Annotated in this window: 12 protein-coding genes; 9 read left to right on the top strand and 3 right to left on the bottom strand. The window is 68.1% G+C overall.

The window, feature by feature from the left end; genetic code table 11:
* Positions 1–10: 10 nt before the first annotated feature.
* Positions 11–622 (top strand): SDR family oxidoreductase, encoded by a 612-nt coding sequence (locus ALI144C_RS31910; RefSeq protein ID WP_330359627.1) that lies wholly within the window; start codon positions 11–13, stop codon positions 620–622.
* On the opposite strand, the gene ALI144C_RS31905 is transcribed toward ALI144C_RS31910, so the two are convergent.
* The 3 genes from ALI144C_RS31905 to ALI144C_RS31895 are packed head-to-tail and all read right to left on the bottom strand — an operon-like array spanning position 612 to position 3461.
* On the bottom strand, positions 612–1769 hold the full coding sequence (locus ALI144C_RS31905; RefSeq protein ID WP_076990871.1) for a MalY/PatB family protein: 1158 nt from the start codon (positions 1767–1769) through the stop codon (positions 612–614). The two genes, ALI144C_RS31910 and ALI144C_RS31905, sit on opposite strands and share 11 nt — an antisense overlap.
* Positions 1769–2890 (bottom strand): 5-aminoimidazole-4-carboxamide ribonucleotide transformylase, encoded by a 1122-nt coding sequence (locus ALI144C_RS31900; RefSeq protein WP_202819101.1) that lies wholly within the window; start codon positions 2888–2890, stop codon positions 1769–1771. The genes ALI144C_RS31905 and ALI144C_RS31900 overlap by 1 nt, the downstream gene beginning before the upstream one ends.
* A gap of 22 nt (positions 2891–2912) precedes the next feature.
* Complete coding sequence (locus ALI144C_RS31895) at positions 2913–3461, bottom strand: NUDIX domain-containing protein (protein WP_168211391.1); 549 nt, start codon at positions 3459–3461, stop codon at positions 2913–2915.
* A gap of 577 nt (positions 3462–4038) precedes the next feature.
* Between ALI144C_RS31895 and ALI144C_RS31890 the strand changes: the two genes are divergently transcribed.
* Genes ALI144C_RS31890 through ALI144C_RS31855 form a run of 8 tightly spaced genes read left to right on the top strand, consistent with a single transcriptional unit; the run spans position 4039 to position 12523 of the window.
* Positions 4039–5325: an acyl-CoA dehydrogenase family protein gene (locus tag ALI144C_RS31890; protein WP_083753562.1), complete on the top strand. Its 1287-nt coding sequence runs from the start codon at positions 4039–4041 to the stop codon at positions 5323–5325.
* 57 nt (positions 5326–5382) lie between these two features.
* Positions 5383–6687, top strand: coding sequence for a phenylacetate--CoA ligase family protein (locus ALI144C_RS31885; protein ID WP_202819100.1), 1305 nt, complete (start codon positions 5383–5385; stop codon positions 6685–6687).
* Entirely contained in the window at positions 6684–6890 is a 207-nt protein-coding gene (locus ALI144C_RS31880) for a hypothetical protein (protein ID WP_076990868.1), read from the top strand. Before ALI144C_RS31885 ends, ALI144C_RS31880 begins: the two co-directional genes overlap by 4 nt.
* Before the next feature lie 12 nt (positions 6891–6902).
* Positions 6903–8543: an acetolactate synthase gene (locus ALI144C_RS31875; RefSeq protein ID WP_076990867.1), complete on the top strand. Its 1641-nt coding sequence runs from the start codon at positions 6903–6905 to the stop codon at positions 8541–8543.
* A gap of 6 nt (positions 8544–8549) precedes the next feature.
* Positions 8550–9578, top strand: a complete 1029-nt coding sequence (locus ALI144C_RS31870; RefSeq protein ID WP_076990866.1) for an LLM class flavin-dependent oxidoreductase — start codon at positions 8550–8552, stop codon at positions 9576–9578.
* A 1-nt stretch (position 9579) separates the two neighbouring features.
* Positions 9580–10542, top strand: a complete 963-nt coding sequence (locus ALI144C_RS31865) for a carbohydrate kinase family protein (protein ID WP_076990865.1) — start codon at positions 9580–9582, stop codon at positions 10540–10542.
* A gap of 20 nt (positions 10543–10562) precedes the next feature.
* Positions 10563–11483, top strand: coding sequence for an ABC transporter substrate-binding protein (locus ALI144C_RS31860; protein WP_076990864.1), 921 nt, complete (start codon positions 10563–10565; stop codon positions 11481–11483).
* Positions 11483–12523, top strand: coding sequence for a beta-ribofuranosylaminobenzene 5'-phosphate synthase family protein (locus ALI144C_RS31855; protein WP_168211390.1), 1041 nt, complete (start codon positions 11483–11485; stop codon positions 12521–12523). Before ALI144C_RS31860 ends, ALI144C_RS31855 begins: the two co-directional genes overlap by 1 nt.
* The last annotated feature ends 4 nt before the right edge of the window (positions 12524–12527 follow it).

The following is a 12527-nucleotide window of genomic DNA, read 5'->3' as shown; positions in this document are numbered from 1 at the left end:
CGCTCGGGTTGTGGTCGTGAGAAACTGTCTCGTTGCTGAAAGCCACTTCGAGATCGGGTTGATCGCGGTAGGCCGAATGGTGGACGCCGGGCACTCGGTCGCGCTGGCTGCGCCGAATCTTGATCAACAGAGCGGAGATTTCGGTCGGCTGCTTCGTATTCAGTCCGATATCGCCTCACCGGCCGAGGTCGATGATGTTTTCCACGCGGTCGAGCGGCGGATGGGGGTCGTGGACATTCTGTTCGTCCGGGTTGCCCGCGCTGTCGCCGGCCCGTTGCTCGCCACCGCCGACACGGAGTGGGACCTGCTGCTGGACGCTGGTCTCGGGGTGCCGTTCCGGTGCATCCGGCGGGCCGTGCCGGGGATGGCCGGGCGTGGCTGGGGGCGGATCGTGATCATGTCATCGGAGTGCGGCACGTTTGCCCGGAATGCGACCGCCGGGCTGGTGCGGTCGGTCGCGAGTGAGCTTTCCGGAACCGGGGTGACCGTCAACGCCGTGTTTTCGGCGGACGCCGGAGATCCGGCCTGTGTGGTCGACGTCGCCGAATTGCTCGTGCACTCCCCTGGGATCTCCGGGGAGTTCCTCACGGTCGATTCGGCTGGAATTCGCGCTACTGCTTGATGTGCGCGCTTTCGGCCATCGCGTCGACGATCCTCGTCAGGATCGCGCGCGATGTCGCGAAATTGAGCCGGGCAAAACCACGGCCGGGTGCGCCGAACACCGCCCCGTCACTCAATGCCACTCCGGCGTGCCGCAGGAAATACCCGGCCGGGTGATCCATGCCGAGCTGCCGGCAGTCCAGCCAGGCCAGGTACGTCGCGTCCGGTGGCCGCAGGCCCACGCCGGGCAGCACCTGCGGCAGTGTGTCGGCCAGGTAATGGCGGTTGCCGTCCAGATACGCGATCAGGCCCTGCCGCCACGGGTCACCTGCTGTGTAGGCGGCGAGGTTCGCGACGATGCCGAGCGTGCTCGCGCCGTGCCGGGCGTGGAAGGGAATCTCGCGCCACCGTTTGACGTCGGGCGCGTTGGTCAGAATCACCTGACAGCACTTGAGTCCAGCGACATTCCACGCTTTGGACGCGGATATCAACGTCAGGGTGTGTGCTGCCGCGGCGGGAGACACTGAGGCGTACGGAATGTAACGCGCGCCCGGGTAGGTGAGCGGGCCGTGCACCTCGTCGGCGATCACCCGTGCCGAACGGGCTGTCACGATGTCGCACAGCTCCAGCAACTCCGTCCTGGAGAACACGTGCCCCAGCGGGTTGTGCGGGTTGCATAACAGGAGGGTGCCCGCGCCCGCGGCCAGCGCCGCGTCGATCCTGTCGAGATCCAGTGCGTTGCCCTGGGTCATCGGTATTTCCACCAGCTGACGCCCGGCGGCCGCGACGACCTCGAAGAACGGCGGGTACGCCGGGGTGGGGACGACGACGGCGGACCCCGGCACGGAGTAGAACTCGATGCCGAGACCGAGACCCGTGACCACGTCCGGGATCAGGAAGATCTGCTCGGCGGGCACCTGCCACGCGAGCGTCGTCGCCAGCCAGTCAGCGCACGCCTCAGGCACGCCGGTGCGGATGTCCCGCAACGGATATCCGGTTTCGCCGCGCTCCACGGCCTCGTGCAAGGCATGCCGGATGGCAGGCGCGAGGTCGAAGTCCATCTCGGCCACCCACGCACCCAGCGTGGCCACCCCGTGCTTGCCCCACTTCAGGGTTCTCCGCTGGGCCAACGTGTCGATCCGCACGTTGTCGAACAGCCGGCTGTCCATCAGTGGTGGAACAGCCGCAGTCCGGTGCGGACCACTTCGATGCCGTGTTCCCGGCAGGCCTCGTCGACCTCCCCGCTGCGCCGGGATCCGCCACCTTCGACGATGCAGCCGACGCTGTGCTGTGCCGCGACGTCCACATTGTCCCGGAACGGGAGGTACCCGTCCGACACGAGGGTGCACGGCGGCGCGGCAGCGAGCCACTTCTCCGCTTCGCCGGGGGAAAGCGGTTCGATCGGCAGATCAGCCGCGAGCTGTCCCTCGACCAGCGCCATCCGGGCGTTGACCTGCTGCTGTAGGGACATACCGGCGGGGAACTGCGCTCCGGCGATCCTGGGATGCCGGCGCAGCCGCCACCGGTCGGCCTTCTCGCCCGCCAGCCGCACGGAGTCCACCCGGGACTGCTGGCCCGCGCCGATCCCGATGGTGCGGCCATCCTGGACGTACGCGACGGAGTTGGACGTGGTGTGGCGAACGGTCAGCAGGCCGAGGATGGCGTCGGCGGACAGGGCGGGGAACGTCTCGCCGGATATCCGCAGCGGGTCGCTGTCCTGGGTGATCCGGACACCGAAGACGTCCCGGGCTTCCCGCTCACCCGGCCGGTAACCCGGATCCATTGCGAGCACGAGGAAGGCACCGCGCTTCTTGCGGGCGAGGATCTCGGCCACCCCAGGCTCGTATCCCGGCGCGATGACGCCGTCCGACACGACACGGGCCAGCAGTCGCGCGGCGGGCAGGTCGACCGGATGGGACAGGGCCACCATGTCGCCGTAGGACGAACGCGGATCGCAGTCCCTGGCCCGGATGTAGGCCGCGGCCACCTCGGATGTCGTGCTGCCCGAACCGAACGTGGCCAGTGTCGCGTCGTCGAGTTCGCCCGCGACGGCCACGCCCGCGGGGGAGACATGCTTCATCGACGCGGCGGCCACGAGACCGAGCGCCTCGCTCACGGCCGTCACGAGTTGCCAGCCCTGCAAGGCGTCCAGCAGGTTGATGACCGACGGCGTGCCGTTGAGTACCGAGAAGGGCAAGGGGCTGCCGTCGGCCGTCGTGGCCTCAGCCCAGGCTTGTTGCGGATTGAGGCCGTACTTGAGCCGCATGGCGCTTACAGGCCCGTCGGGCACTATGACCTCCCGATACGCAGGATCATGGGGTCAGCCGGGTGGCGAGCCGGCAGTCGAGCATGGTGTGGCCGTCGATCCCGTCGAAGACGCACAACGCCCGCACGTGGCCGCCGTCGAGCACGATCGGCAACCAGTAGCGGTTGTCGACCCACATCTGGTGGTAGGGCATCTTGTCCTCGGCGAACCAGCGCAGCCTGCCCTCCGCGCCGCCCTGCGGGCTGCCGCTGAAGGTGTCGGTGGTGAAGACGTGTGCGGTCAGGCGATAGGTCTCCGGCACGCCGAAGGACAGGGCGATCACGCCGTGGAAGACCGGATCGGCGATGACCAGGCCGGTCTCCTCCCGTACTTCGCGGACGATGGCGGTGTGCGGGTCCTCGCCGGGTTCGAGTTTGCCGCCCGGACCGTTCCAGCGCCCGCCGCCGAATTTGTGGTCCGCTTTCAGTTGGAGAAGTATCTTTCCGTTGCGCCGGATATAGCACACGGTCGCGCGCACCCCGAGGTGCTCGATCTCCGGCCACTGGCTGTCCATCTGCCCGGGAGTCAGCTCGGCCGACGGTGAGATCTCATGCATGACTGGGAAGATAGCACCGGGCATCCGGCGAATTCGCCCGGGTGTCACCGAAGGGTATCAGCGGATACCGTCCGATCGTCGGACACGGAATGTGGCGACTACTCAGGGTAGTGCCAATTGCGTTCCCTTCGCTCGGTCGGCTCACGTGGTTGGTCGGAGTGGCCGGTTCGGCTAATGGGCCGACCGGATGACGATCATTAACAGAATATACCGCCCGGTGTAGGCGTATACCCGGTTACGGTGGTTGGTCCGGTGAATTTCCCAATGTTAACGCATCTGTCCGGCCCTGGGCAACGATGCCTTCCGGGAGGGCCGTGGTGGTAGCGGTTGTGGCGGTTGCCCCACGGGCTGTCGATCTTTTCATCGTCCGGGACCGCGGGTGCGCTGATCTCGGACTATGATCAGTTGGTCGTCCCGATGCGACAATTCAATATGGACACGATGAGAGATCCATAACGGAGTTTCGAATTTTGCGTCGGGCGTGGAAGATCGTTTTTAGTCGCCATTGCGCAGCGTCGTTCGTTCGTTTACGGTGGGTATATCCGATCATTGGCCGGCTCAGGGGGGTGGTCGCTGAGTGGGCGACGCGCGTGACGCCATGCGTGAACTCCGCACCGAGGTGAGAGAATGGTTGTCGGCCCATTGGCGGGACGACCTGCTGCTGGGTGATTGGTGGCGGGAATTGGCCGCCGCCGGGTTCGCTTTTCCGGCGTGGCCGACGGGTATGGGCGGCCGTGGTCTGCATCGTAAAGAAGTGAGAATCATCGCCGGAGAGCTGGACGCGGCGGGTGCTCTCGGGCCTCCCGGCGGCGTCGGGCAAATGGTCGGCGGACCGGTACTGCTCGCATACGGAACCGACGAACAACGTCGACGCTGGGTGCCCGCGCTGGCGGCGGGTGAGGAGTCGTGGTGCCAGCTGTTCAGCGAACCGGGCGCGGGCTCGGATCTCGCCAGCCTGCAGCTGCGTGCCGTGCCCGTGCCCGGCGGCTGGCGGCTGACCGGGCAGAAGCTGTGGTCCAGGGAGGCCGAGCACGCCGACCGCGGGCTCGTGCTGGCCAGGACCGACGCGGACGTGCCGAAACACCAAGGCATCAGCTACTTCGTCGCCGATCTGGACCAGCCCGGCATCGAGGTCCGGCCGATCCGGCAGATGAACGGCCGGGCCAGCTTCAACGAAGTCTTCCTGTCCGATGTCTTCGTCCCGGCGGAGAACCTGATCGGCGAGTGCGGCCAGGGGTGGCCGCTGGCCAGGGCAAGCCTGGCCTACGAACGGGAAGAGGTCGGTGGAGCCGGCGTCCTGCGGCCGGCGCGGGCCGCGCTTCCCGGTCGCCGCTGCGGAATGCTCGGCCGTCCGATCCGTGAGCTGGTCGAGCGGGCCGCGCGGGCCGAGCGGGGCCAGCCGGTCACCCGGGGCACCCGGACTCCGACGGCGGTGATCGAACTCGCTCAACGGCTGAACCGTTGCGCCGACCCTGTGGTGCGCCAACGCCTGATGACGATGTACGCGATCGCGGAGACCAACCGGCTGCGGATCCAGCGGCTGCGCGAGGCCGCACGCCAAGGCCACCGGCCAGGCCCGGAGGCGTCGATCGGCAAGCTCGTCGCCTCGGAACTCGGGCGGCACGCCAGGGATGTCAGCCTGTCGCTGCTGGGCGCCGAAGGCATGCTCGTGGGCAACGAGACAGTGGAGCGCGGCGCGTTCCAGCAGATGGCTCTTTCAGTGCAGTCGCTGTCCATCGCGGGCGGCACCGACGAGATCCAGCGCAACCTGATCGGTGAGCGAGTCCTTGGCCTGCCAAGAGAACCCGAAGCCGACAAGGACATACCGTTCCGTGAGCTCAAGGTTGGTACACAGTCCACATAGGTCAATCGAAAGACGTCAATGGACGAATACGAGTACTGGCACCCACTGCACGAAACCATGCCAAGGCCACAGATCGAGGCGCTGCAGCTGGTCAAGCTCAGGGCCGCCGTCGGCTGGGCGCTGACTGGCAACGGACTGCAGGCAGAGCTGTTGCGCTCCGCGGGCGTCACGCCGAACTCCCTGGAATCCCTTGCGGACATCTCCAAGATTCCGTTCTTGACAAGGGATGCGTGGATGGAGTCGCAGTGCGCCGCGCCACCGTACGGCGACTTGCTCGCGGCGCCACCGGAAAGCGCGATCCGCCACCACCTCACCTCGGGCACCACCGGCCGGACCCCGATCCGCGTGCTGGACAGCATGAAGGACTGGGAGTGGATCGCTGAGATGTGGTGCTACGCGTTCTGGGGATTCGGGGTGCGACCGGCGGACCGGGTTTTCGTCGCGTTCGGTTACGGGAGCTTCATCGGGTTCTGGGGCGCCCACTACGCGTGCGAGAAGATCGGCTGCCTCGTGCTTCCCGGCGGCAGCCTGACCACCGAGATGCGGCTGCGGCAGATCGTCGAACTCGGCGCCACGGTCGTGTGCTCGACACCCACTTACGCGCTCCGCCTGGCGCAGGAGGCCAGGCGGCTCGGGATCGATCTGCCCGCGGGTCCGGTCGAGCGGATCGTTCTCTCCGGCGAACCGGCCGGATCCATCCCGGCGACCAAGCGGCTGCTCGAGTCCGAGTGGGGCGCCAAGGCGGCGGACACCGCGGGGATGACCGAACTCGGCACCATCATGATGTTCGAGTGCGCGGCACAACCCGGTGGCACGCACGTCATCGAGGATCACTTCCTCGAAGAGGTGATCGATCCGGACACGGGATCGCCTGTGCCGTACGGCACTCTGGGCGAGCGCGTGGTGACTTCCTTCGGCCGCGGGTTCATCCCGCTGCTGCGCTACCGGACGGGCGATCTGGTGACGCGTGTGCCGGGCAGTGACTGCTCGTGCGGCCGGACGTGGGACATCTACCACGGCGGCATCCACGGCCGGGTGGACGACATGAAACTCGTCCGCGGCACCAACGTCTACCCGCGGGCGATCGAGGCGATCGTGCGGGAGTACCCGGTCGTCGACGAGTTCCAGGTCCACCTCTACACCGCCGAGGGAATCCGGGACGAGATCGAGGTGCTCGTCGAACTCACCGATCCCGGCGACCGGAAGGTTCTGCCGGAACTGGCGACCGAGCTGGCGAAGGCGACCGAAGGGCTGCGTATCGATGTCCGGGCGGTCGAACCCGGAACGCTGCCCCGATTCGAACTCAAAGCGCGCCGGGTTCGCGACGAACGGACGGTCATCGGAACGGGAGCGCCCTTGTGAGGAACTGTCTGGGCAGAGAGATCACCGACACCGAAGCCGAGCTGGTGGCCGCCTACGAGGCCGTGCGGCGGCTGGCCGACGAACGCATCGGCGAACTGGCGCCCTATCAGGCAAGGAACGTCTTGAAGGCGTTGTCCTGCCTGTGGCAGGTCATGAACGGTCTCGACATGCAACCGGGGCATCTCTACGAAGTAGGAGCCTGACCGGGAGGAACGATGAGTTCGGGCACCATCAGCACGGCCGTCGCGCTGGACGGCGAAGGCGGTGACCACGCGATCGCGGTCCTGCGGGCGGCCGGTGTGGACACCATCTTCACGTTGTCCGGCGGCCACATCTTCTCGTTTCTGCATGCCGCCGCGAACGCCGGTCTGCGCATCGTCGACGTCCGGCACGAACAGACTGCGGTGTTCGCTGCCGAGGGATACGCCAAGCTCAGCCGTGGCCCGGGTGTCGCGGTGCTGACCGCGGGGCCGGGTGTCACCAACGGCATCAGCGGCATCGCCACCGCCCAGTTCACCGGGTCCCCGCTGGTGGTGCTCGGCGGCCGGGCGGCCCAGAAGCGTTGGGGCGCGGGGTCGTTGCAGGAACTCGACCACGTGCCCATCGTCCAGTCGCTGACCAAGCTCGCCCGGACCGTCACCGAGCCCGGTCGGATCACGAGCGAGGTGCAGGAGGCGATCAGGGTCGCGACGACCCCGCACCGGGGGCCGGTGTTCCTCGACTTCCCGATCGACGTGCTGCACCAGCGGAGCGCGGCGGATCCTCCGCGCGTCGGGGTTTCCGAGCAGCAGGCGGTCGACGGGGCGGCGATCGAGCGAGCCGCCGGGCTCATCGCGTGCGCCGAACGGCCGGTCCTCGTCGCGGGTGGTGACGTCTGGTGGGGCGGTGCGTGGGATGCGTTGCGCCGCGTCGCCGAGTCGTTGCGCGTGCCGGTGTTCGCCAACGGCATGGGCCGCGGCTGTCTTCCCGCCGACCACGAACTGGCCTTCGCACGCACCAGAAGCGCGCTCAAGCAAGCCGATGTCGTTGCCGTGGTCGGAACTCCTCTTGACTTCAGGTTGTCGTTCGGTCGTTTCGGTTCCGCGACGGTTGTGCACATCGTGAACGACCCGAGCCAGCGGTCGGCCAAGGTGGACGCGGACTCCTCCCCAGCGGGGGACCTGTCGGGGATCCTGGCCGGAATGGCCGCGTGGCACGGAGACCGGCGCGACCACGAGCAGTGGATCAGCCAGTTGCGCGATCAGGAGCACGCCAAGCGCGCCACGGACCGGGCCGAACTCGAGGCGGACAGCGAGCCGATCCACCCGGCCAGGATCATCGGCGAGCTCAAGCAGGTCCTCGACCGCGACGCGATCATCATCGGGGACGGCGGGGATTTCGTGTCCTACGCCGGCCGGTACCTGGATTCCCACGTGCCCGGCTGCTGGCTGGACGCCGGGCCGTTCGGCTGCCTCGGCAGTGGCATCGGCTACGCGATCGCCGCCCGGCTGCGGCATCCGGGCAAGCAGATCGCGTTGCTGCTGGGCGACGGTTCGTTCGGGTTCTCCGCGATGGACGTCGACACCCTGGTCCGGCACCGGCTGCCGGTGGCGATGGTCATGGGCAACAACGGGATCTGGGGGCTGGAGAAGCATCCCATGCGCAAGCTCTACGGCTCGGATGTGGCCGCCGACCTGCGGCCTGGCTGCCGGTACGACCAGGTCGTCGAAGCGCTCGGCGGTGCCGGGGAAGTGGTGCGACGGCCGGGGGACATCAGACCGGCGCTGGAGCGGGCGTTCGCGTCCGACCGGCCGTACCTGGTGAACGTGCTGACGGATCCCGAGATCACCTACGACCGCACCGCGAAGCTGGGGTGATCGGCGATGGCCCCGCGGCTTCAGTTCGGCGTTCTGCAGTTCTTCTCGTGGCCGGGACGGCGCCGGAGCATCCCGGAGGTCTACCGGCGGGCGTTCGAGCGCATCGACATCATGGAGTCCTCCGGCGGTTACGAGGCCGTGTGGCTGGCCGAACACCACTTCACCAGCCACTCCGTCTCACCGTCGGTGAGCATGATGGGCACGCACATCGCGGCCCGCACCGAACGGTTGCGGATCGGAACCGCGGTGACGCTGGCGCCGATGTACCACCCGCTCCGGCTGGCCGAGGAGATCGCGCTGCTGGACGTGCTGTCGGACGGGCGGGTCAACTGGGGCGCGGGCCGGGGAAACGATCCCCAGGAGTTCGGGGTGTTCGGCCTCGACCTGCCGAGCAGCTACGCGAGGTTCCGGGAGAACGTCGACATCGTGCTCCGGGCGTGGCAGACCGACCGGCTCAGCTACCAGGGCGAGTTCCACTCGTTCGACAACGTCGAGGTGCTGCCCAAACCGGTGCAGCGACCGCATCCGCCGGTGTGGCTGGCCGCCTCGTCGCTGGACGCGATCGAGTGGTCGGCGAAGGCGGGGCACTCCATCCTGATGGACCCGCACTCCAGCCACGCGGACATCGGTGTGAAGTACGCGGCTTACCGGCGTGGGCTGCGAGCCGCCGGCCATTCCGCCGACGACCGGGTCACGCCGATGGCCAGGCTCGTCGCGGTCGCGCCGACGGACGCCGAGGCCATCGAGGTCGCGGCCCAGGGCGCCGAGTGGACCGTTTCGTCGATGCGCGACCCCAGGCGCCGCGGTCTGTCGAAGAAGATCCGCCTCGCCAGTGCCGAGGAAAAGGCGCAGGACACCCGTTCACCGCAGGAACGGTACGTCCAGGACGTCATCATCCACGGCAGTCCCGAACGGGTGGTCGAGCAGATCAGGCGACTGCGGGAGGAAATCGGCCTGCACTACCTGATGTGCGCGCCGCTGAGCCACCGGTCGTTCCTGTTGTTCACGGAAGAGGTGATCCCCAAGCTTGTCTGACGTGACCCGGCGGCCACATCTGGCCGCGCTCGGCGATCCGCTCGCCGACATCGTCATCGCGGTGCGACCAGGGACCTGTGAGCGCTGGGGAGTCGCTCCGGGCACCGCTGTGTTCCGCGATCGCGCCGAACTGGACGAGGCGATGGCCGCACTGGGTGGCGGTCGGGTCTCGGCCGGTGGCAGCGCGGCGAACACCTGTGTCGCCTTCGCCGGCTGCGGCGGGCGTGCCGCACTCGTCACGACGTCGATGGCGGACGACCTCGCCGAAGCGATCAGCCGGGACCTGCTCGACCGCGGGGTCGAACTGCCACTCGGCCGTCAGCCGACCGGGATGGCCGGACGCTGCCTGGCGTTCCTGCTGCCGGACGGCGAGCGCGCGTTCCTGATCTGGCAGGGCGAACCGTGGCGGCTGCGCACGCTGCGGGCGGACGCGGAAAGGTACTTCGCGGGCCGCCCGGACTGCGACGGCGTGCTGATCGAGGGGTATCTCCTGGCGTCCGAGGACGGAATGGAAGTGGCCCGGCTGGCCTCGCGGCGAGCGGCCGGGCTGGGCATCAGGCGGATCATGGCCCTGTCGGACAAGACGGTGGTCGCGGCCAACAGGCACAGGTTCAAGGCGATCCTCGCCGACGGTGTCGACGTCGTGCTCGGCAACGAGAACGAATACAAGGCCCTGTCGGAAAGCGGTTCGATGGACGCCGAAGCGACCGGGCTGAGCCGGCGCGACGTGCTGGCCGTGGTGACGATGGGAAATCGCGGGGCGGTGCTGTACGCGCCGGACAGCCGACACGTCGTGACCGCGGACCAGTTGCCCGTGCGCAGTTCCATCGGCGCCGGAGACGCGTTCGCCGGGGGGTTTCTCTACGGCCTGCTGTCCGGCCTGCCGCACGCCGAGAGCCTCTCGATCGGCAACGCACAGGCAAACCGGGTACTTCGGGTGGGGCAGTCTCGCGTCCCGCTGTGACCAGGAAGGAGGTCATCCGTATGACAACGATCGTTCGCACCGAGGGAATCGGCCCGTCCGCGATCTTCGCGCTGCCCTGGCTCGTCGCCGACGAGCACGGGTACTTCGCCGACGAGGACGTGCGGGTCGAATTCGTGGAGAACCGCGCCGACCAGCGCCTGGCCAAACCGGTCGACGACCACCGGCTGGTCGACTCCATTCGCAACCACGTCCCGTTCGAGGAGGGACAGGTCGACGTCTACCGGGCGTGCGAGTGGGGACAGATCCGGCGCGCCGCCGACAGCAAACGCGGCGCGAAGATCCTGGGCAAGCGGTCGTCGGTGGCCGTGATGGCCCTGCTGTCGGCGCCCGGGTCGAAGTACGTCTACCCGCAGACCCTGGCAGGCGCGCCGATCGCGGTCAGCTACCACAACGGCAACCACTACGCGGCCATCCAGATGCTGGAGGGCTTCCTGGAGCCGGACGAGATCAACGTCGTCGGCTACCACACGCTGGAGGGCTACCGCGCGGTCCAGCGAGGTGAGGCCGCGGCGGTCGCGCTGGCCGAGCCGTGGATCACGCTCGCCGAGAAGCAGGGTTTCCAGAAGGTCATCGAGACCCACTACGCCGGTCTCGAACTGTCCTCACCGGACTTCACCGCGGAGACGTACGCCTTGTGCAACAGGGCGATCGGCCGCGCGGTGACGGACATCAACGCGGACAAGCGCCGGTACCTGCACTACCTCATCGACGCGCTGCCCGACGTGTTCGCGGGCGAGATCGGGCAGGACGACTTCCACCTGCCGAGGCTGCGGTATGTCCAGCCTGAGCCCTACACGCGGGCCGAGTTCGAGCGCGCGCACGCCTGGATGCGCCGCTGGAAGCTGATCGACACCGCCGACACCTACGAGGAACTGGTGTTCGCCGGCCCGATCACCGAGCAGGGAACGGAGAAGTCGTAGTGGACGCGGCGGAATGGGGAGTGCGCGTCCGGACCGGGTGCCGCGTCAGTTTCACCCTGATCGACCTCAACGGGGAAACCGGCCGCCGCAACGGCATGGCGTCGATGGCGTTGCGATCGCCCGGCTTCGAGGCGCTGCTGGTGCCCGGTGAGGACCTCGAGTTCGAGGCCGATGAGAACGGCTCGGCGCACCGGGATGCCGTTCTACGGCTCCTGCAACGGCTGCGGGAGATGTGGGAAGGGCCGCCTGCCAAGGTGATCATCCGCAAGGGCCTGCCCCCGCACACCGGGTTCGGGTCGGGAACGACCACCGCTGTCGCCGTTGGCCGCGCGTACGCGGTACTGGCGGGCAGGCAGATCGACGGTGCCGAGATCGCCAAGGCCGCCGGGCGGGCCGGGACGTCCGGGGCCAGTCCCAACCTGATCGAGCGCGGCGGGTTCCTCGTGGACGGCGGGCACCGCAACCCGGACGACTTCGGCGAGGATCCCAAACGCTACCTGGTGCCCACCCGGTACGCCGGTGGCGGCAGGAGGCCACCGGTGCTGATCTCCACGCCGTTCCCGCCGTGGCCGATCCTGGTGATCATCCCGAACGGCAACCAGATGCACGGCGAGGTCGAGCGCGAGTTCTTCCACCGCACGCTGCCCATCCCGGCCGAGGAGGCCAGGCGGACCGCGCACGCGGTGCTGATGAACCTGGCGACCTCGGTCGCCGAAGCGGACTACCAGGCGTTCTGCGAGTTCCTGGATTTCCTGACCTACCGGAGCTACTTCAAGCAACGGCAGATCGAGATGCAGTCCGACCAGGTCCGGTACCTGCTGTCCGAGGTCCGGGCCCGCGACGAGATCGACGGCATCGCGATGAGTTCCGAAGGGCCGATGTGCTACGCGTTCACCCGTCGGCCGCAGGCAGCGGTGCGGTGGCTGGAAAAGCTCCGTGAGCAGGACGTCGTGCGGGACTTCTGGTTCAGCGGCGCGCGCAACGTCCCGGCAGGCATCGACTGGGTGCCCGTGCTGGACGGCGGCGTCGTCATCGACTGAAAGG

This window comes from Actinosynnema sp. ALI-1.44 (assembly GCF_001984155.1).
Taxonomy (GTDB): Bacteria; Actinomycetota; Actinomycetes; order Mycobacteriales; family Pseudonocardiaceae; genus Kibdelosporangium.
Note: the sequence above shows the minus strand (reverse complement) of the source record. Positions and strands in the feature narration are given on the sequence as shown.

Bases quoted from the DNA above. Each gene is read 5' to 3' on its own strand.
- ALI144C_RS31905 (WP_076990871.1), bottom strand. From the start codon at position 1,769: ATGGACAGCCGGCTGTTCGACAACGTGCGGATCGACACGTTGGCCCAG.
- ALI144C_RS31875 (WP_076990867.1), top strand. From the start codon at position 6,903: ATGAGTTCGGGCACCATCAGCACGGCCGTCGCGCTGGACGGCGAAGGC.
- ALI144C_RS31860 (WP_076990864.1), top strand. From the start codon at position 10,563: ATGACAACGATCGTTCGCACCGAGGGAATCGGCCCGTCCGCGATCTTC.
- ALI144C_RS31870 (WP_076990866.1), top strand. From the start codon at position 8,550: ATGGCCCCGCGGCTTCAGTTCGGCGTTCTGCAGTTCTTCTCGTGGCCG.
- ALI144C_RS31895 (WP_168211391.1), bottom strand. From the start codon at position 3,461: ATGCATGAGATCTCACCGTCGGCCGAGCTGACTCCCGGGCAGATGGAC.
- ALI144C_RS31885 (WP_202819100.1), top strand. From the start codon at position 5,383: ATGCCAAGGCCACAGATCGAGGCGCTGCAGCTGGTCAAGCTCAGGGCC.